The organism is Bergeyella zoohelcum ATCC 43767 (assembly GCF_000301075.1).
In the GTDB taxonomy this organism is placed as follows: Bacteria; Bacteroidota; Bacteroidia; order Flavobacteriales; family Weeksellaceae; genus Bergeyella; species Bergeyella zoohelcum.
In genome coordinates this window covers 649,592-668,243 of the sequence record NZ_JH932293.1, presented here as the reverse complement: position 1 = coordinate 668,243, position 18,652 = coordinate 649,592, and the positions used below count along the sequence as shown (strand labels likewise).

19 protein-coding genes are annotated in these 18,652 nt (G+C 35.6%); 5 read left to right on the top strand and 14 right to left on the bottom strand.

What is annotated here, in order from left to right:
* Positions 1–37 precede the first annotated feature (37 nt).
* On the bottom strand, positions 38–805 hold the full coding sequence (locus HMPREF9699_RS03065) for an IS1/IS1595 family N-terminal zinc-binding domain-containing protein (protein ID WP_002662334.1): 768 nt from the start codon (positions 803–805) through the stop codon (positions 38–40).
* A 131-nt stretch (positions 806–936) separates the two neighbouring features.
* Complete coding sequence (locus tag HMPREF9699_RS03060; RefSeq protein ID WP_002662332.1) at positions 937–1,167, bottom strand: hypothetical protein; 231 nt, start codon at positions 1,165–1,167, stop codon at positions 937–939.
* Positions 1,168–1,210: 43 nt separating this feature from the next.
* Between HMPREF9699_RS03060 and HMPREF9699_RS03055 the strand changes: the two genes are divergently transcribed.
* Together HMPREF9699_RS03055 and HMPREF9699_RS03050 are read left to right on the top strand one after the other, a co-directional pair.
* Complete coding sequence (locus HMPREF9699_RS03055) at positions 1,211–2,119, top strand: DUF6427 family protein (RefSeq protein WP_002662330.1); 909 nt, start codon at positions 1,211–1,213, stop codon at positions 2,117–2,119.
* Positions 2,120–2,131: 12 nt separating this feature from the next.
* Positions 2,132–2,716, top strand: coding sequence for a DUF3109 family protein (locus HMPREF9699_RS03050; RefSeq protein ID WP_002662328.1), 585 nt, complete (start codon positions 2,132–2,134; stop codon positions 2,714–2,716).
* Positions 2,717–2,784: 68 nt separating this feature from the next.
* Here HMPREF9699_RS03050 and HMPREF9699_RS03045 read toward each other — a convergent pair whose 3' ends face one another.
* The 12 genes from HMPREF9699_RS03045 to rsmH form a co-directional block, all read right to left on the bottom strand.
* On the bottom strand, positions 2,785–3,261 hold the full coding sequence (locus HMPREF9699_RS03045; protein WP_002662326.1) for a Dps family protein: 477 nt from the start codon (positions 3,259–3,261) through the stop codon (positions 2,785–2,787).
* Between the two features lie 133 nt (positions 3,262–3,394).
* The gene (murG, locus tag HMPREF9699_RS03040) at positions 3,395–4,510 is read right to left on the bottom strand and encodes an undecaprenyldiphospho-muramoylpentapeptide beta-N-acetylglucosaminyltransferase (RefSeq protein WP_002662324.1); all 1,116 of its coding nucleotides are present in this window, start codon (positions 4,508–4,510) and stop codon (positions 3,395–3,397) included.
* A gap of 11 nt (positions 4,511–4,521) precedes the next feature.
* The gene (locus HMPREF9699_RS03035; RefSeq protein ID WP_002662322.1) at positions 4,522–5,760 is read right to left on the bottom strand and encodes an FtsW/RodA/SpoVE family cell cycle protein; all 1,239 of its coding nucleotides are present in this window, start codon (positions 5,758–5,760) and stop codon (positions 4,522–4,524) included.
* A gap of 14 nt (positions 5,761–5,774) precedes the next feature.
* Positions 5,775–7,100, bottom strand: a complete 1,326-nt coding sequence (gene murD, locus HMPREF9699_RS03030) for a UDP-N-acetylmuramoyl-L-alanine--D-glutamate ligase (protein ID WP_034985474.1) — start codon at positions 7,098–7,100, stop codon at positions 5,775–5,777.
* A 225-nt stretch (positions 7,101–7,325) separates the two neighbouring features.
* A complete protein-coding gene (locus HMPREF9699_RS03025) occupies positions 7,326–8,390 on the bottom strand; it encodes a Fic family protein (protein WP_002662319.1) in 1,065 nt (354 codons plus the stop codon).
* Positions 8,391–8,393: 3 nt separating this feature from the next.
* Entirely contained in the window at positions 8,394–9,626 is a 1,233-nt protein-coding gene (gene mraY, locus HMPREF9699_RS03020) for a phospho-N-acetylmuramoyl-pentapeptide-transferase (protein ID WP_002662317.1), read from the bottom strand.
* A 57-nt stretch (positions 9,627–9,683) separates the two neighbouring features.
* The gene (locus tag HMPREF9699_RS03015; protein ID WP_002662316.1) at positions 9,684–10,976 is read right to left on the bottom strand and encodes a TIGR00341 family protein; all 1,293 of its coding nucleotides are present in this window, start codon (positions 10,974–10,976) and stop codon (positions 9,684–9,686) included.
* Positions 10,977–11,002: 26 nt separating this feature from the next.
* Positions 11,003–12,463 carry a UDP-N-acetylmuramoyl-L-alanyl-D-glutamate--2,6-diaminopimelate ligase gene (locus HMPREF9699_RS03010; RefSeq protein ID WP_002662314.1) on the bottom strand — a complete coding sequence of 487 codons (1,461 nt, stop codon included), beginning with the start codon at positions 12,461–12,463 and terminating at the stop codon, positions 11,003–11,005.
* A 60-nt stretch (positions 12,464–12,523) separates the two neighbouring features.
* Positions 12,524–13,039: an STM3941 family protein gene (locus HMPREF9699_RS03005; RefSeq protein WP_002662313.1), complete on the bottom strand. Its 516-nt coding sequence runs from the start codon at positions 13,037–13,039 to the stop codon at positions 12,524–12,526.
* Between the two features lie 39 nt (positions 13,040–13,078).
* Complete coding sequence (locus HMPREF9699_RS03000; protein ID WP_002662311.1) at positions 13,079–15,067, bottom strand: penicillin-binding protein; 1,989 nt, start codon at positions 15,065–15,067, stop codon at positions 13,079–13,081.
* Positions 15,048–15,419 carry an FtsL-like putative cell division protein gene (locus HMPREF9699_RS02995; RefSeq protein ID WP_002662309.1) on the bottom strand — a complete coding sequence of 124 codons (372 nt, stop codon included), beginning with the start codon at positions 15,417–15,419 and terminating at the stop codon, positions 15,048–15,050. The genes HMPREF9699_RS03000 and HMPREF9699_RS02995 overlap by 20 nt, the downstream gene beginning before the upstream one ends.
* A 7-nt stretch (positions 15,420–15,426) precedes the next feature.
* Positions 15,427–16,335, bottom strand: a complete 909-nt coding sequence (gene rsmH, locus HMPREF9699_RS02990) for a 16S rRNA (cytosine(1402)-N(4))-methyltransferase RsmH (protein WP_002662308.1) — start codon at positions 16,333–16,335, stop codon at positions 15,427–15,429.
* A 360-nt stretch (positions 16,336–16,695) separates the two neighbouring features.
* Here rsmH and HMPREF9699_RS02985 point away from each other — a divergent pair, with 360 nt between their 5' ends.
* Genes HMPREF9699_RS02985 through HMPREF9699_RS02975 form a run of 3 tightly spaced genes read left to right on the top strand, consistent with a single transcriptional unit; the run spans position 16,696 to position 18,487 of the window.
* Positions 16,696–17,460 (top strand): alpha/beta fold hydrolase, encoded by a 765-nt coding sequence (locus HMPREF9699_RS02985; RefSeq protein WP_002662307.1) that lies wholly within the window; start codon positions 16,696–16,698, stop codon positions 17,458–17,460.
* A gap of 56 nt (positions 17,461–17,516) precedes the next feature.
* Complete coding sequence (yihA, locus tag HMPREF9699_RS02980) at positions 17,517–18,137, top strand: ribosome biogenesis GTP-binding protein YihA/YsxC (protein ID WP_002662306.1); 621 nt, start codon at positions 17,517–17,519, stop codon at positions 18,135–18,137.
* 20 nt (positions 18,138–18,157) lie between these two features.
* Positions 18,158–18,487, top strand: a complete 330-nt coding sequence (locus tag HMPREF9699_RS02975; RefSeq protein ID WP_002662305.1) for a nucleotide pyrophosphohydrolase — start codon at positions 18,158–18,160, stop codon at positions 18,485–18,487.
* The last annotated feature ends 165 nt before the right edge of the window (positions 18,488–18,652 follow it).

The following is an 18,652-nucleotide window of genomic DNA, read 5'->3' as shown; positions in this document are numbered from 1 at the left end:
TTTATTAGCCAACAGCTTTTGTGTTTATCCAAAGAAATTACGCATCTAAAAACCACTGAAATCCAGATTCTTCATTCATTGATTTTTCTTCTATAAAATATTGATTTTCAACATACCACTGGTAAAATCTATTTACCCAATCGTTAGCCTGTTCATTGGTTTTTAGATGCGTAATTTCTTTGGATAAACACAAAAGCTGTTGGCTAATAAAATGTTTTGGGCTACCACTTAAATAGTTCTTAATCTGTCGTTTAATATGCACTAAACATCTTTGGATAATCACCTCTGGAAACACCTTTTTTACCGCTCCTAAAATAGATTTATGCCCATCGCAGGTTACACTGTAAACTGCCACATTCAGCTTCTTTAAGTTTTCCAAATCTTGCTTTATATCACGAAGTTTTTCCTTGTTGGTTTGGCGGTAAAGTTGCACATATCGAATGTCATAATCGTAGTAGAGTATCAGGCATAATCCATTGGAAAAGTAGGTGCCATCAATCAAGAGATGAACCTTTGTCTTGCTTTTGATGCTGAGGGTAGGAACTTGTGAAAGGTAATGTTTAAAGAGGTTTTGAAGGGTAGATTGGCTCATTGAGCTATCCCTCGAAAGGGTTTTATAGACTTGCCTTTCCATTATCCATTTTCTGAACCAAATGAATTGATTTTTTCTTTTTACACCAATGTTTTTAATCGTAAAATTTGCCTGACAATCTCCACATTGAAAGCGTTGTTTTCCATTTCTTTTTCCTTTTTTGATGATGTGATTAGAATCACAAACTGGACATTTTTTATTCGTTTTGGACATAAAATAAGAGTTATAATGAAACCACTTTCATTATAACTCTTATAAGTCTATAAAAGACAATGCTTTACAAGGTTTTTAAGCACCATTTTTTGTTATATTGTCTTATTTTTTTATCATCAAAAAAGGACAGTCTATCCTTTTTTCATTATTTTAGGGTCATAATATGGGCGTTTTTCCTTAGATGGAGATTTATACTCTAAATCTTTATCTCCTCCTAATGGAACTACTAATACCCAGCACCAATATACGAATAGTACACAGCAAACAGTGAAGAATATCCAATTGAGTACATTACCGAACATATCGTAGAATGAAAATGAAGCCACAAATAAGTCGCTTAAGAACAACCATAATGATGTCATTGTTTCTCTTTTTTAAATTAACTTTGCACAAAATTATTAAAAAATGTTCAAACTACTTTCAAAAGAGAGTAATATTTTTTCAGTTCCTGTATATATAGGTGTTTTATTGGGGCTTATTTTTTTGCGAAATATCAGTTCTGCTGCTTTTTCTGTGGATTTACCATTGGTATTTGCTCTAGGCGGACTGACATTAGGGTATTTTTGTATTAATTCTATTCGGCTTAATTATCAGACGCATGTTCCACTTTTTCTCTATACCGTATTTTCTTTGGTTTTCTTTTCTATGGATATGGATATAGGGCTTTCTGTAGCATTGATGACCAACTCACTACTTGTACTGATGCTTTCATCCCCAGAAGATATGAATGTAAAGAAGAACTATGTCATTGTAGGAAGTCTTTTGGTGTTTAACTATATCTTTTTACCTGCCACTTGGGCGATGATACTCTTTGTCATTATTCATGTTTTTGCTACTTCGGAAAGAATAGTACTTCATATTTTTAGGCTCTTTTTCGGAATGGTTTTAATGGGGATATTTTATTTTTCTTTGGCTTATTTTTTTGGAGCCAATACTTGGGATGAGCGTTACCTTCCTATGCCTTCATCTCCTTTTTTAGCGGAAAACTTTTCATTGGTATATTTATCTCCTATAGCGATTCTTTTACTTTGGGCGATAGCCGATCATTTTCTGCATTATAACGAAAAAAGCCCTGTCAGTAGGTACAAATATACATTTCTTCTCCTTTTTTTGGTAGTTCAGGTGGCTACGATACTCATGTATATGGAAAATTCAAAATCTTACTTATTGCTTTTAGTAATGCCCATGAGCATTATCTTTGCAAGATTTTTACGATTTAGGAAACGCTATTGGGAAAAAGAAGTAGGGCTAGGTGTTATTATGCTTACTCTTTTGGTTTATTTCACGATAGAAAAAGTGATGGCAATTTATTAAACAAACAATGACATGATACAGATAGAAGATAAACTAATTTCTGAAGATATTTTTTCTGAGGAATTTGTGTGCAATATCAGCAAATGCAAGGGAGCATGTTGTGTAGAGGGCGATGTAGGAGCCCCCCTAGATGAAGAGGAAACCCATATTTTAGAGGAGATTTATCCTAAGGTGAAACCTTTTCTCCGTGCCGAAGGTATAGCCGCTATAGAAGCACAAGGAACTTGGGAAAGAGATCCGTTTGATAATGATTTTGTTACTCCAATGGTGGAAAATAAGGAATGTGCTTATGTGATTTTTGATGAGCAAGGTATTACTAAATGTGGCATAGAAAAAGCATACGAGGAAGGTGCCGTGGACTGGATAAAACCTATTTCTTGCCATCTCTATCCTATTCGTACTAAAAAATATTCGTCTTTTGAAGCGATGAATTATGATCAGTGGTCTATTTGTTCAGATGCGTGTACCTTAGGGAAAGAACTCAAAGTACCTGTATATCAATTTCTAAAAAAGCCATTGATTAGGAAATATGGTGAGGAATTTTACGCACAGTTGAGTCAAGTTGCAGAGGAATGGAAAAAGGAAATGGAGCGATAATAAAAATAACAAAACCACCATTTCATGATGACTGAAAAGGTGGTTTTGCAGGATGAAATAAACAATTATTATTTACCTAAATATGCGTTGTACATCCATACATCTTTTTCTTGTTCTGAGATATAATCTCCCATTTGAGAATTGGTTCCTTCATCACCCGCCTCACCCGCAATTTCTAGAAGCTCTCTTTGGAGTGTGATGAGGGTCTTGAAAGAATCCAGAATATTTCTCACACAGCTATCGGCGTCGTTTACCTCTCTAGATTCTTGAATGGTAGAAATTTTAAGATAGTCTGAATAGTTATGACTCGGAACCCCTCCTAAAGTTAAAATCCTTTCTGCGATTTCATCTATTTTAAGTACCAAACCATCATATAGTTCTTCAAATTTTGGATGAAGCGTAAAGAATTGCTCTCCTTTGATATTCCAATGCGCTCCTCTCGTATTTTGGTAGAATATAGAGTAATTAGCCAATAGTATATTGAGTTTTTCTACAATTTTTTGAGTGTCTTCTGTGGACAAGCCTATGATTTCTGCGTTTTTCATTATAAAATTTTTTACAAAGATAGATGAATAGTCATTATGATGCAATTTATTTCAATTGATAATGACTATGATAATATTCAACTTTCTATATTAAAATAGATTTTATTCCAAAAGCACAGATAGACTATTTGTTTTATAAACTCATTTTTTCCATTATTTTAGTAACAATTTCTTCTGTAGCATGAGGTTTTGCAAAGAATCTTAGGTTTTCAGACATTTGGTTTCTGAGGTTTTGATGCTCACAAAGTGTCATGAGGGTAGTCCAAAATTTTTCTTTCATTTCATGGTCTTTGACCATTTTAGCACTATTTTTTTCTACTAAAGTCAAAGCGTTTTTAGTCTGATGATCTTCCGCTGCAAAAGGAAATGGTACCAAAATCATAGGTTTGCCTACTACGGATAATTCTGAAATAGCGATTGCTCCTGCTCTGGAAACAATGATATCTGCCGCAGAATACACCAGTGGCATATCATGAATAAATACTTCTTTAATCATGGATGATGGATGAGTGTTGCTATCTTGTTGGGAACTTTGCGGATAAGATTTTCCCGTTTGCCAAATTAACTGATAGCCTTTTTCTAAAAGCTGTTTTGCGTATTCATCCCATGTATCATTGAGCGTTTTAGAGCCTAAAGACCCTCCTACAGATAAAATGGTAAGTTTATTTTTATCCAATCCTAATTTCTCCTTTGCCTCTGCTTTATCAGTTAAGCTGGTAATGATACTATTCCTTATAGGGTTGCCAAGGAAATATGTAGGCCTGTTTCCGAAAAATTTCTCCATTTCTGGGTAGGCGGTAAAAACGGCTTTTGCCTTTTTCGCTAAGAAAGTATTGGTTTTCCCAGGTAGGGAGTTTTGCTCTTGAACAAAAATGGGAATGCCCAGCTGAGATGCAATGAATAGTGCAGGTCCACTGGCAAATCCACCCGTTCCTACTGCAAAATGAGGATTAAATTTCTTAATGATTTTCCTCGCTTTTAGTAAGCTGGAAATCAATTTGAATGGCAGTTTAAAATTTGCCAATAGATTGCCTCTATCAAAGCCTTGGATATTCAGCCCTTCAATCTTAAATCCAGCTTGAGGTACTTTTTCCATTTCCATTTTACCATTGGCACCAATAAAAAGAAACTCGGCATTGGGATAGCGTTTTTGGATTTCTTGGGCAATGGCTACCGCAGGGAAAATATGTCCCCCCGTACCTCCACCGCTCATCAGTACCCTTATAGTGCTAGAACTTTGTGTTTTCATCTTCGTCTTTTTTACGCTATGTCATTGATTTCCTCTAGTGTCTGTTTAGGACTGAGTCCTTCTTCGTTAAGAATTTGTGCACCTTTGCTTACATTAATGATGACCCCAAGGAGAAAGTAGGTAGAAAGCATGGCAGAACCTCCATAGCTGATGAGAGGTAAGGGCTGTCCGGTAACAGGGATGATACTGAGTGTTACCGCTACATTCACCAAAATTTGTATAAATAAAATCACTCCCATAGAAATAACGAGTAAAGGACCAAAAAAGCCGGGGACTTTATTGGCTATCATAATGATTCTGAATAAGATGATGATGTATAAGAAAAATAATGAAAAGGCGCCTAAAAAACCATATTCTTCCACTACAATGGCAAAAATAAAATCAGAGACCGACTGCGGGAGCATCTGCTTCATGGCACTTTTTCCAGGTCCTTTTCCCGTAAACCCACCATGTACTAAAGCGGCGGTAGCTTGTGCAATTTGGTAATTTTCTTTGGAATCAATGATGGTGGTATTGGCATCATTTTGTTTGTTGCCCATGAAGGTTTCTATACGGCTTTTCCATGTATCTACACGATTGTTTTTTATCCAATTGGTATTCAAAGCAATCATTAGAAATAAACTTGCTAGAACACTTGCCGTAGCGATGAATCCTAAAATATATTTCCAGCCAAAACCTCCTAAAATCAATACAATAATAGATGCCCCTACAATCATGAGTGCAGTGGAACCATTGTCTTTCGCTACTAAGAAAAATACCAATAATATCGGGCCAAAAACATATAAAATATGTTTCCATGCAGGAATTTCCTTGCCTAAATTTCTCGTCATGTACCGGCATAGGTAGATGATGAGTAGCACATAAGTGAAAGATGAAGGCTGAAAAGTCATTCCTATGATAGGAATTTTTATCCATCGGGAGGCAGAAGCTCCATCAATGGTTTGGGTGCCAAAAAATGAGGTATAAAAGAGTAACCCTATGAAGCACCATAGGAGGAACAAACAAAGCTTTGCCAAGTATTCATACCGAATAATTTGTACCGTCCACATAAGTCCAAGTCCAAAGGCGGTAATTCCTAAGTGCTTAATTACATGTCCCATAGTGGTACCCTCTCCTGCAATATATTCCAAATTAGAACTGGCAGAGTACACGGGAAATACAGACAAAAGAGAAATTAATATCACAATTCCCCAAAGGGTTTTATCTCCTTTGATGTTATTCCATCCAAAACTTGATGCTAGTTGGCTCATTGTTCGTTAGTATTTTATTTCAGTACTTCTTTTTTAAACTTTTCTCCTCTGTCCTCGTAGTTTTCAAATAAATCAAAACTCGCACAGCATGGTGAGAGCAGTACGGTATCTCCATTTTGAGCAACAGACTTGGCTATTTTTACACATTCTTCCAGTGTAGAGGTGCTGTAAATTAGTTTCATTTTATCTTGAAAAAATTCGATGATTTTTTCATTATCCTTGCCCAAGCATATTACCGCTTTTACCTTTTCTTTTACTAAATCTTCTATTTCGGTATAGTCGTTCCCTTTATCCACGCCACCTGCTATCCATACGGTAGGAGAAGTCATACTTTCTAAAGCATAATACGCGGCATTCACATTGGTAGCTTTAGAGTCATTGATGTATTTTACTCCGTCTATCTCTGCAAAAAGCTCTAAACGATGTTCTACTGCCTGAAAAGTCATCAGGGCATTTTGAAGGTTTTCATCGCTGATATGGAGTAATTTACCCACCATAGAAGCCGCTAAGATATTGGCTACATTATGTTTGCCCACTAAAGGTAATTCATTGATTTTCATAGAAAATTCTTTCTCTAGTTTTACAAAAATTTTATCTACTGTAGCATAAGCACCTTCGTCTAATTTTTCGTTTAAGGAAAAAGGAAGTGTTTGGGCTTTCACTTCTATTTTTTTGAGGAGTTCATGGGTCATTTCGTCCTCATGGTTATAAATGAAAAACTGGTGATTCTTTTGGTTTTCTGTAATTCTGAGTTTTGCCAGAGCATAATCCTCATAGTTGTAATTGTATTGATCCAAATGGTCTGGCGAAAGATTCAGTAATAATGCGATATAGGGCTGGAAGTTTTGAATGTCATCTAGCTGAAAACTACTCACTTCCAATACGAAGTAGTCATAATTTTCATCTGCTACTTGCTTGGCAAAACTGGTTCCTATATTTCCTCCCAAACCTACATGGAGTTCTGCATTTTTCAGGATGTGGTAAATCAGAGAAGTGGTAGTGGTCTTTCCATTGCTTCCCGTGATAGCAATGATTTTAGCATCGGTAAATTCTGCAGCGAATTCTATTTCCGAAGAGAGTCTTATCCCTTTGGCTTGAATCTTTTGTAGAATACCTGCCTTTTTAGGAATACCTGGACTTTTGATAACCCAATCGGCAGAGAGAATGCGCGTTTCATCGTGATTATTTTCTTCATAATCAATGCCATTTTCCTCCATGAGATTTTTGTACTTTTCTTTGATATTTCCTTTATCTGAAACAAAAACCTCTAGACCTTTCTTTTTCGCTAAATAAGCCGCTCCAAAGCCGCTTTCACCACCTCCTAAAACTACTATATTCATAATTTTTCTAATTCGATTTGCTTCTTCCACTAGAGATAAGTTTTTAATATATACTGCTCATGACTTTCCCAAAATTGAGAAGAAGTGCTGATAATCATTCGTTAATTCTTTTTTTTCTCATGGAAAAAAAGTGCATTTTTTTTTCCATGTTACTCTTGATTCGGAAAAAAAGTGCGTTTTTTTTCCATATCCTTATAGATATAAAAAGTTACTTTTATGTGTATGTTATCTCTCCCCCATTAACACCTTAATCAAATTTACATTAATAAAATAATTCGCTCTACCAACTTTAATTTTTTCTAATAGTCCTAGTTCTACTATGTTATCTAAATAATTCTGAGCTGTTCTTTTTTGCACCATTAGATCTTTTTCTAAAAACTCAGTCTTAGTGTATGGATGTTTAAATAAATTATTCAACAAATCTTGACTATATATTTTGGGGAGCTTTTCTCTTAGATTTATTTTGTATTCTTGCATTAATACTTTTATTCGCTCCACCAAATCAATAGTTTGAATAGAAGTAACTTCTACACCTTTCAGCATATACAAAATCATTTTTTCCCAATCGTCATTGTCTCTTACTCCTTGTAATACTTGATAATATTCAGCTTTATTCTGAATGATAAATCTACTCAAATATAAAATAGGCAAATCTAATAAGCCTTGTAAAACCAAGTACAAGATATTGATAATCCTTCCGGTTCTTCCATTTCCATCATAAAAAGGATGAATACTTTCAAACTGATAGTGTATCATCGCCATTTTTATTAATGAATCATAATCTGAAAAATCATTATCATTGATGAATTTTTCCAAATTTGCCATCAAATCTAGTACTTCCGAAGAATCTTGTGGTGGTGTATAGACTGTTTCTCCAAGAGAATTGACTAATTTTGTTCCAGATTGTTTGCGAAACCCTGCATTGTTCTGTTCTAAAATTCGCTGAATCATAATGATATGCTTGTTTAGCAAAAGTCTTTCATTTCTAACGATTTCAAAACCTGTTTTTAAGCTCTGAGCGTAATTATAGACTTCTTTTGAAGCAGAATTTTTAGTTTCTATTAATGCATTTTCCTTATAAAGTTCATCATGAGTTGTGATAATATTTTCAATTTCACTACTCGCTTTCGCTTCTTGTAAAGCCAATGTATTGATTAGAATTTGTTCATTGGGAATGGTTTTCGCAATTCCTTTTAACTCTGCCAAATGTCTATGAGATTTTGCCAACTGTTTCAAAACATTAGGTGTTTCTATGTTTTTTAATGGTGGTAAAAAAGGCAGTTTTTTCATACTTTACCTCACTTTCAATGTGATTAAACAAATAATAGCGAGCATTACTCCGATGATAATCATTCGGTTCACGATTTTACTCTCATGATAACCACTTTTTTGGTAATGGTGATGCAAAGGAGACATTTTAAACAATCTGTTATTTTGAGCGTATTCCAATCCGTATTTTTTCTTTCGGTATTTGAAGACAGCTACTTGTAACATCACCGAGAGATTTTCTATTAAGAAGATTCCACAGAGTACGGGAATTAAGAGTTCTTTTCTTAAAATAATGGCTAACACAGCAATTACCCCTCCCAGCATCAGACTTCCTGTATCCCCCATAAACACCTGAGCGGGGAAGGTATTGTACCAGAAAAAACCAATGACTGCCCCTACCATGGCTACGGCGAAAATGGTGGTTTCTCCCATATCGGGTAGGAACATAATGTTCAGATAATCCGCGAAAATAATATTCCCCGAAACATACGCAAAAAATGCTAAAGTAAGTAAAATAACGGCACTGGTTCCTGCGGCAAGTCCATCGATGCCATCGGTGATATTTGCCCCGTTGGACACAGCAGTAACTATGAAAATTACGATAGGAATAAAAACTACCCATGCCCATTCCTCGGCTTGTTTTTCATCCATCCAGAAGAGGATTTTGCTATAATCGAACTCATTGTTTTTCACGAAAGGTACGGTAGAGATGACGGCTTTTTCTTCCTGCTGAAATTTTTCTGCAATATTCTCTGTATAGATTTCAGATATTTCTCTTTTTATGGTAATACCATCATGAAAATACATGGTTACCCCGATGATAAGCCCTAATCCTACTTGACCAATTACCTTAAATTTACCACTGAGTCCATCTTTGTTTTTCTTAATTTTCTTGAGATAATCATCTAAAAAACCTATAGCTCCCATCCAAACTACAGATACCACCAAGAGAACGATGTAGATATTGGTAATTTTGGTGAAGAGTAATACGGGAACCAAAGTGGCAATAATGATAATGAGCCCTCCCATAGTAGGGGTTCCTTCTTTTTGTTTTTGCCCATCTAGTCCGAGGTCTCGTACCAGTTCTCCCATTTGTTTTCTTCTGAGGAAAACGATGATTTTTTTTCCATAAACTAAAGCAATCCAAAGAGAAAAAAGTACAGCCATTCCAGCACGGAAAGAAATATACCTCAGTAGATTCAGTCCTGGAATATGGATACCTTGGGCGGTTAAGTATTCGTAGAGATAGTATAGCATTTTTTTATTATAAAGATTAAAAGATTAAAAGATTGGGGTATAATACTATTCTTATTATCAGTTCTCTATAGTTCCCATTACTTTTACATTGGGTTCATCGAGTTTTACTTTTAGCCAATTGGTGATATTTTCTTCATTTACTTGGCTTTCTGCAGTGTAAATGACTACAGGAACGGTTTTTATGGAATCTTTACTCGTAGCATCGTTTAATCTTCCAAAATAAATTTCTTTGATTTCAGGGTAAAGAACTTTTATTTCCTGATGAAGATTATCCTCATTCATCGTATATTTTTTCAGTTCAGTTCTTAGTTTACTAATGGTAATGTCTTTTTCTGAGATGGAGTTATTATTATTGTTGATCTGAGATAAGATTTCGGCTTTTAAATCAGAGCCTCCTTGTTTAATGATTAAGTGGGTATTACTCAGTCCAAAATCTTGTAAATCTTTATTCAGTCTTTTAATTTCTAAGCTATCAAATTTTTTGTGCAGAAATGCCAATTCTATAGTTTTAGGGCTTTGCTGATAGTTTAGTTTTTTATAAATGAGTGCGTAGCCTTCGTCCACAAATTTTTTATTGATAAAATTTTCTGCGGTATTCTGAAATTTCTTTTCGTTAAAGAGAGAATAAGCCAGATAAGAACTTGGAATGATCATCAGTAGGGTAATAGTGAAAATAATGTACTTGACCTTATCATCGGTTTTTTTATCTTTCAGATTATGTGGGGTATATTTCAATAGCTTTGCGATGATGAAAGTAGAAATGGCAATGAAAACACAATTAATGGTATAGAGATACATCGCCCCTGCGAAGAAACTAAAGTTTGCGGTGGCCAGCCCATACCCTGCGGTACACAAGGGAGGCATCAAGGCGGTAGCAATAGCCACTCCCGGAATAGGGTTTCCTTTTTCCTTTCGGGTAATGGAAATGGCACCTACCACGCCTCCGAAAAAGGCAATCATCACATCATAAATGGTAGGAGTGGTTCTAGCAAGTATTTCAGACTGAGCGTCTTTGAATGGACTGATGAAAAAATAAATAAAGGAAACTAATAAACTCACTATCGTAGCGATGAGTAGATTTTTTCCTGATTTTTTGAATAATGAAAAATCATAGATGGCCAAGGAAAATCCTGCCCCTACAATGGGGCCCATGAGTGGAGAAATAAGCATGGCACCAATGATTACGGCGGTAGAATTTACATTCAGACCGATGGAGGCAATGAGAATGGCACATGCTAAAATCCAAAGATTGGCTCCTCGGAAAGAGATATTGTTATACACATCTTCAAGTACAATTTTTCGTTCCTGTTCTCCCTCTTTGAGGTTTAATATATTTCTAAAGTCTAACATTTTGCTGGATATTATCTATTTATTTTTTACTTACTCATGAGCTGCCACAGTTCATGGATAACTTCTTTGTCATCAAAGTGGTGTTTTATACCGTTCACTTCTTGGTAGGTTTCGTGTCCTTTTCCTGCTACGAGGATAATGTCTTTCGGTTCGGCAAATTTTATTGCCATTTTAATGGCTTCTTTCCTATCTGGAATGGAAGTATATTTACTGAAGTTTTGTGCTTCTATTCCCGCTTCTATCTCCTTGATAATTTGGCTAGGCTCTTCTGTTCTTGGATTGTCGGAAGTAATAATGCTGAGTGTTGCTTTTTTTGTGGCTACTTTTCCCATTTCTGGGCGTTTTTCTTTGTCTCTATCTCCTCCGCAACCAAACACACAAATCAGTCTTTCATTTTTGGTTCTGATTTCATTGATACTATCCAAAACATTTTCTAAAGCATCAGGCGTATGGGCATAATCTACTACGAAGATGATACCCCCATCAGATTTTATAGTTTCAAATCTACCATTCACTCTTTTGAGCTGGGATAGTGCCTGAAGAATTTCATTTTCCCCAAAGCCTAATTCGTGGGCAATAGCGAAAACCAGTAACAGATTGGAAACATTGAATTTCCCTGTAAGCGTAGTCCAGAACTCTTTGCCATTAAAATGAAGTAACATTCCGTTAAAGTCTACTTCCAAAAGTTTACCATGATAGTCGGCCATCGTTTTTACAGCGTACGATTTCTTTCTTGCTTTGGTATTTTGGAGCATGACATTTCCATTTTTATCATCAATATTGGTAATGGCCACGGCGGTTTCAGGCAAATCATCAAAAAAACGCTTCTTAGTGTTGAGGTATTCTAAAAAGGTTTTATGATAGTCCAGATGGTCATGGGTGATATTGGTAAAACCTGCTATACTAAAGTGTAAACCCTCTATTCTATGCTGGTGAATACCATGTGAGCTCACTTCCATAAAGGCATATTCACAGCCTTTTTCCACCGCTTGGGCGAGAATTTTATTCAGTGTAATAATATCGGGGGTGGTATGCGTAGCGGGTAAAATTTCATCTGCAATACGGTACTCCACTGTAGAGATAAGTGCCGATGGATAGCCTAAATTTTTAAAGGTATCATACAAAAGGGTCGCCACTGAAGTTTTACCATTGGTCCCCGTAATGCCTACTAATTTTAATTTTTCGGAAGGATTTCCATAGAAATTACTGGCTAAAATGCCGAGCGTTTTAAGCGTATTGGTTACTTTTATATAAGTAATGTTTTCATTTTTTTGCTCTGGAAAATTTTCGCAAACGATGACACCTGCTCCATTGTCAATGGCTTTACCAATGAACTGATGTCCATCCACTGCTACCCCTCTTACGGCAATATAGAGTCCGCCCTCCGAAATTTTACGGCTGTCAAAAGATAAGTGGGAGACCGCTCGATCTAAATCTCCGAAAGACTCTAAAATAGGAATGGCTCTTAATAGTATATGTAGGTTCATTTTTTTAGATTAAAAAGATTAAAAAGATTAATTTTATATTTTCCTATGGGATTTCAAATTTTAAAACTTTATTTGTTTTTTAATCAAATCTCTTAATGCTTGGGGGCGGATATTCAAATCATCAGTAGCGATAATGATAGGCGTTTGAAATTTGGCATTGTACTGCCTCAATTTCTTTTTGGTCTGAAAGTCCATATTTACCTTATGTATATAGTCTAAAGGATTTTTTACTTTGATGATTAATGAATTATCTGTCATGGATGGATTTACGCCTACCATTTGGATGTCCTGCCATCGTATTGTTCCTACTTTTGATATGGGCCCAATCAAAGCGGTGATGCCTTCCGTACTGATTTTTAAAGCATCTAACCTTGCCTTGTCTTTATTTTTATAAAATCGAATAATTTCAAAAATTACGAGAAAGAGCAGTGCAAGGGGTACAAAAGAATTTCTTAAACTTTGTATGAGAACAAAATGTTTTGCCAAAGGAGATAAGATGAATACATAGATGACCAATAATATTCCTATCCAAGTGAAATTAAACTTATTCCCTTTTGTTTTGATAATGTTTTCCATTCTTTTTCAATTTATAGATTGAGGAGAAAGCTGTTCCAATTAATTTTGCAAAGTAAGATAAATTCTTTGGTTCTTTTTTAATTTGGTTCCTGCCAGTGGCAGTTGGGAAGTAATTTTTCCTACTCCTTTGTATTCCACTCTGTAACCTGCATTCTCTAATTGAGGAATAATGTCTCTTCCTACAAGGTTTTTTACTTCGGGCATTATTTCATTTTTTAATGAAAGTTTTTTTCTATTATGTTCATATCTGGATAGGTCCACTTTCTTATCCACCAGCATTTGGTTTTCTATATTTTGAGGGGTTTTTAGGAAGGTTTTTCCTGCAATTTCTTTAAATACGGGTGCAGAAACAGTTCCTCCGTAGTAGCCTTTAGAAGTATTTGGAGCATGCACCATTACATAGCATGTATATTTTGGATTATCCGAAGGATAAAAACCAGCAAAAGAGGCATTGTATTTTAATTTTCCATCTCTTTCATCTCTAGCAGTACCTGTTTTTCCAGCCATTTTGAGGTTAGGAGTAAATATACTTCTTGCTGTTCCTTTTTCCACGGCTTTGGTAAGTGCGCTGGTCATCATTTGTATTGCTTTATCAGAAGCGATTTTATTAACTAGAACTTTCGGTTTTGCTTCATATATTACTTGCCCATTATTCATTATTTTATCTATAAAAAGTGGTGTTACCATTTTTCCCTTATTGGCTATTGCATTATAAAAAGTAGTAAGATGCAAAATACTGAACTGTGTGGAATAGCCATAAGAAATAGAAGCCAAGTCATACTTATTCCATCTCTTATGTTTAGGGGTGCGAATGATAGGAGCAATACTTCCTCCGATTTCTAAATCTAATTTCTCAAACATTTTCCACTTTCTCAAATGATCAAAAAAGACCTCTGGTCTTGCTCCGTAAAATTTGGTAATGAGTTTTGCTGTACCTACATTAGAGGATTTTGCTAAGACATCAGAAATTTCATAAACCCCACCTCCATGGGCATCTCTTAATGTAACGCCAGCGTATTTAAATGGATTTGTATTTACCGTAGTGTTTTCATCTATGTATCCATCATCCATTGCAGCCAATAAAGAGATTACTTTAAAGGTAGATCCTGGCTCGTACATTCCTCTAATGGCATGATTATTAATATCTTCGTACTCGCCTTTGGTGTTTTTGGTAAGATTTACCATTGCTCTTACTTTTCCCGTTTCTACTTCCATTACCACTACGGTGCCATGTTTTGCCTCGTATTCTCTTAGCTGTTTTTCTAGAGCCGTATGAGCAATGTCTTGAATTCTTAAATCCAAAGTGGTATAAACATCATTTCCATCAATAGGTTCTTTGATTTTCCAGTAGTCTATTGGTTTCCATTGGTTAGCACTTACTCTTTGCACCAATCTCATTCCGTCTGTTCCAGAAAGGCTTTCGGTGAAAGCATATTCCAATCCAGACTTTCCCCTATGGTCATCCATTCCTATGGTTCCTGCACCAATTTCAGAAGTGGCCAATTCTCTTTTGTATTTTCTTTCTACAATGAAGCCTCCTTTATTCTTTCCTTTGTTAAAAATGGGAAACTTTCTCAGTCGGTCAAATTGGTCAAAATCCAAACCTTGAGCCAATCGGAAATATTGATTTTTCTTCTTTTTTTGTTCATCGAAAGTTTTTCTGTAGAAATGTTTTGGTTTACCGAATTGTCTCGCCAAAGAATCTGTAAGTGCATCTATATTATTGGTGTAGAGTGTATCTCTTTTTGTCATGGTTTTGAAATCTAGATATACATCATATCGCATTACTGTGGTGGCGAGGATAGAGCCATCGGCGGCATAGAGGTTTCCTCGGGCAGCTTTTAGGGTGTCTACTCTGTAGTTTTTATTAATGTATTTATCCTCTATTTCTTTTACATTCGTATTTTGAATGGCCACTAATCTTACCAAAAAACCAATCATCAGCAGCAGGACCGCGAGCATGAAAATATACCCTTTCCTTATGGTAGATTTTCTTCTTTTATGAATGTTATCGGTTTTCTGAGCCATGGGTGCTATCTATTTTTATTAACAATTTGTGAGGGTGACTTTCTAAGGGCATCAGAGAGTCCATTACCATTTCTTTCCCTAGGTGAGATTCCATTTTCACTTTAATCAGACGGCTTTGGGCGAAGGCATTTCTAGATTTGTATTCCTCAGCGGTCTCTTTCAGTGTGTTAATCCTTTTTATTTTTTGTCCTGCCAAATGTCCAGTATAAATGACGGCAAAAACTAAGATAAGAATTTCTAAGCCTAATTTCCAGTTTTTTACAAATTCATCTCTATAGATAAAATTCCCTTTCAGGATATCTGAAAAGGTAAGTTTTCTTTTGGGTCTAGGATTATTTTTTCTTTTTGCCATGATGAAACTATCGTTTTATAGCCGTTCTCATTTTAGCACTTCTTGCACGGGAATTTTGTGCAATTTCGGTTTCGTCTGGAATCAATGCTTTGGTTCTCAGTAAATCAAAACTTTTATGGTAATTGCCATAAATATCTCTTTCAGGTTCTCCTTGGAACATTCCATTTTTCATGAATCTTTTTACCAGACGGTCTTCTAAAGAATGATAAGAAATGACTACCAATCTTCCATTCGGTTTTAGAATTTCTAATGACTGAGTGAGCATTTCTTTTAGGGCTTCTAGCTCTTGGTTTACTTCTATTCTTATTGCCTGAAAAACTTGAGCGAAGAATTTATTTTGTTTATGTGCAGGAACAAAGCTGAATACATTTTTTAATTCTTCTGTAGTGGCTATTCTTTTATTTTTTCGGTGATGGACAATTTCCCTAGCCAGCTTTCTGGCTTCTCTCAGCTCTCCATAGTGGTAAAAAATATCTGCTAAATCTTCCTCGTTATACTCATTAATCACTTGCTGGGCATCTGTATTTTGCATGATGTTCATCCGCATGTCCAGTGGGGCGTTACCACGGATAGAAAAGCCTCTTTCAGTGGCATCAAACTGATGTGAGGAAACACCTAAATCTGCTAATATTCCATCTACTTGGCTGATACCATGAAATAAGAGTGAATTTTGGAGGAATCTAAAATTTTGGTTGATGAGGGTAAATCTTTCATCATCAATAGCGTTATTTAGAGCATCTAAATCCTGGTCAAAGCTGAAGAGCTTTCCATGTGCGGACAATCGGGATAGGATTTCTTTAGAATGTCCTCCGCCACCGAAGGTACAGTCTACATATATTCCATCTGCATTTGTAACAAGATCATCTACACTGGGGTGTAGTAAAACCGGATTGTGATATTCCATTTTTATGCTCATTTGAGGTTTAGTTGCGTAAAAAAATCATTACTTTACTTCTGAAATTTTTCTTTATGTGTAAATAAAGACTAAAAAATAAATGATATCTTATTTTTTTCGCTAAGGGCAAAATTAGTCAAATTTTATCAAATTTTTCCACTTTTCAGTGGAATGTTCATAAGTTTTTGAATAGATATTTAATGTTTTGATTGTGAGATTTTTTCACTGAGATTTGTGTTGTTTTTATTTTCTGTGGTTTTGCCTATCCTGTGGAATGAAATATTTCTATAAAAATCTTGGAATCCTATAAAGATTCTTGACAAATACATAACAATAAACCATGTATTTTTTGTATTTTTGCTTTCGCAACAATTAACAGATATGCTTTTCAAAACTAAGAAAGAAAAAAGTTTTAATTTCATTATGGAAGGTGAGGGTACGCCTATTGTTCTCCTTCAGGGGCTGATGGGAGGGCTGAGTAACTTTACCGCATTGATGTCTTTTTTTTCCAGCAAAGGCTATCGTGTTTATTTTCCTCAATTGCCTATTTATGAGCTTTCAGTACTGAATACCAATCTCGGTGCTTTGGCAAAATTCGTTGCAGAATTCATCGAAAAAGAAGTTCAGGAGAAAGCCATTATAGTGGGGAACTCTATGGGAGGGCATATTGGTCTCATCTTAACGCTGAGCCGTCCAGAGCTCGTGAAGAGTCTTGTGCTTACAGGAAGTTCAGGCCTCTATGAAAGATCTTTTGGAGATAGCTTCCCGAGAAAAAATGACCGTGAGTACATCCGAAAGAAAGCCGAAGAGGTATTCTATGATCCCAAGGTGGCCACAGAAGATTTGGTGGACGAGGTTTTTAGTATAGTGAATGACAGAAGTAAGGGGATTAAAACCGTAATGCTTGCCCGAAGTGCTATTAAGCATAATATGGAAAAAGAGTTGGTGAAAATTAGTGTGCCTACTTGTATCATTTGGGGGAAACAAGATAATGTAACGCCGCCCGATGTGGCAATAGAGATGAATAGACTCATTCCTGATGCTGAACTCTTTTGGATAGACCAATGTGGACACGCAGCCATGATGGAAAAACCTAATGAGTTTAATGATATTCTCTACGCTTGGCTACAAAAAAGAAACTTTTAAAACCTTTATCAAAACCTTGGATAAAGGTTTTTCCGTTTAAATCAAAATCTTAAAATATGATTATTCATTCTGCAAATTTCGTCAAAAGCTCAGGGAGGTGGCAAGATTGCCCTGAACCTACTTTACCAGAATACGCCTTTATTGGGCGTTCTAATGTAGGCAAGTCTTCACTTATTAATGCCATGATGAATAGGAAGGATTTGGCGAAAACTTCCCAAACTCCTGGAAAAACACAGCTGATTAATCATTTTCTTATTAATGAAAACTGGTTTCTCACAGATTTGCCAGGTTACGGCTACGCCAAAGTGTCTAAAAGCCTTCGAAAAGATTTTGAAAAACTGATTACCAATTATATTTTGAATAGAAAAAATCTGGTCAATCTTTTTGTTTTAATTGATGTTCGGCATACGCCACAGAAAATAGATTTAGAGTTTATGGAATGGTGTGCTGAAAGTGGTATCCCTTTTAGTATTGTATTTACCAAGGCAGATAAGCTCAAAGGTATGATGGCAGAGAAGAATGCCAATGCTTATTTAGAAAAAATGTTAGAAACTTGGGATGAAGTGCCGAATCATTTTCTTACTTCTTCCGAGAAAAAAATAGGTACAGAAGATGTGCTACGATTTATAGAGGATACCAATGCAATGTTGAAAAACAATAAAATACAATTTGTCTAATTACAAAATCCATTATTAATATGGAAATACAAGCTCTCCAAAATCAAGTAGATGAATGGATAAAGACGGTGGGTGTTCGTTATTTTAACGAACTGACGAATATGGCCATTCTTACCGAAGAGGTAGGAGAGGTAGCGAGAATCATTGCAAGAAGATATGGGGAACAGTCTGAAAAAGAAAGTGATAAAATGAAAGATTTGGGAGAAGAACTTGCAGATGTACTTTTCGTTACATTATGTCTTGCGAATCAAACGGGAGTAGACCTTCAAGCGGCTTTTGACAAAAAAATGAAAATAAAAACCGAAAGGGATAGAGAAAGACATCAGAATAATGAAAAACTGAAGAGGTAATGTATTGGGGAAAGGCGGTTGGCGAACTAGCTTCTAACTTTTTAGTCTTTTAGCTTTCTAACCTCTAATTTCTAAAATCATTGTACATGATACAACTTATAAAAAAACTTTTTGTGTATTAGAAAACTTTATCTATCTTTGCCTCGTTATGTTACACACAATCAA

Bases quoted from the DNA above. Each gene is read 5' to 3' on its own strand.
- murD (WP_034985474.1), bottom strand. From the start codon at position 7,100: ATGAATATAGTAGTTTTAGGAGGTGGTGAAAGCGGCTTTGGAGCGGCT.
- HMPREF9699_RS03065 (WP_002662334.1), bottom strand. From the start codon at position 805: ATGTCCAAAACGAATAAAAAATGTCCAGTTTGTGATTCTAATCACATC.
- HMPREF9699_RS03050 (WP_002662328.1), top strand. From the start codon at position 2,132: ATGATACAGATAGAAGATAAACTAATTTCTGAAGATATTTTTTCTGAG.
- HMPREF9699_RS02975 (WP_002662305.1), top strand. From the start codon at position 18,158: ATGGAAATACAAGCTCTCCAAAATCAAGTAGATGAATGGATAAAGACG.
- HMPREF9699_RS03015 (WP_002662316.1), bottom strand. From the start codon at position 10,976: ATGTTAGACTTTAGAAATATATTAAACCTCAAAGAGGGAGAACAGGAA.
- HMPREF9699_RS03000 (WP_002662311.1), bottom strand. From the start codon at position 15,067: ATGGCTCAGAAAACCGATAACATTCATAAAAGAAGAAAATCTACCATA.
- rsmH (WP_002662308.1), bottom strand. From the start codon at position 16,335: ATGAGCATAAAAATGGAATATCACAATCCGGTTTTACTACACCCCAGT.
- HMPREF9699_RS03060 (WP_002662332.1), bottom strand. From the start codon at position 1,167: ATGACATCATTATGGTTGTTCTTAAGCGACTTATTTGTGGCTTCATTT.
- HMPREF9699_RS03005 (WP_002662313.1), bottom strand. From the start codon at position 13,039: ATGGAAAACATTATCAAAACAAAAGGGAATAAGTTTAATTTCACTTGG.
- HMPREF9699_RS03045 (WP_002662326.1), bottom strand. From the start codon at position 3,261: ATGAAAAACGCAGAAATCATAGGCTTGTCCACAGAAGACACTCAAAAA.
- HMPREF9699_RS03025 (WP_002662319.1), bottom strand. From the start codon at position 8,390: ATGAAAAAACTGCCTTTTTTACCACCATTAAAAAACATAGAAACACCT.
- HMPREF9699_RS02995 (WP_002662309.1), bottom strand. From the start codon at position 15,419: ATGGCAAAAAGAAAAAATAATCCTAGACCCAAAAGAAAACTTACCTTT.
- HMPREF9699_RS03010 (WP_002662314.1), bottom strand. From the start codon at position 12,463: ATGAACCTACATATACTATTAAGAGCCATTCCTATTTTAGAGTCTTTC.
- HMPREF9699_RS02985 (WP_002662307.1), top strand. From the start codon at position 16,696: ATGCTTTTCAAAACTAAGAAAGAAAAAAGTTTTAATTTCATTATGGAA.
- HMPREF9699_RS03055 (WP_002662330.1), top strand. From the start codon at position 1,211: ATGTTCAAACTACTTTCAAAAGAGAGTAATATTTTTTCAGTTCCTGTA.
- yihA (WP_002662306.1), top strand. From the start codon at position 17,517: ATGATTATTCATTCTGCAAATTTCGTCAAAAGCTCAGGGAGGTGGCAA.
- murG (WP_002662324.1), bottom strand. From the start codon at position 4,510: ATGAAAACACAAAGTTCTAGCACTATAAGGGTACTGATGAGCGGTGGA.
- HMPREF9699_RS03035 (WP_002662322.1), bottom strand. From the start codon at position 5,760: ATGAGCCAACTAGCATCAAGTTTTGGATGGAATAACATCAAAGGAGAT.
- mraY (WP_002662317.1), bottom strand. From the start codon at position 9,626: ATGCTATACTATCTCTACGAATACTTAACCGCCCAAGGTATCCATATT.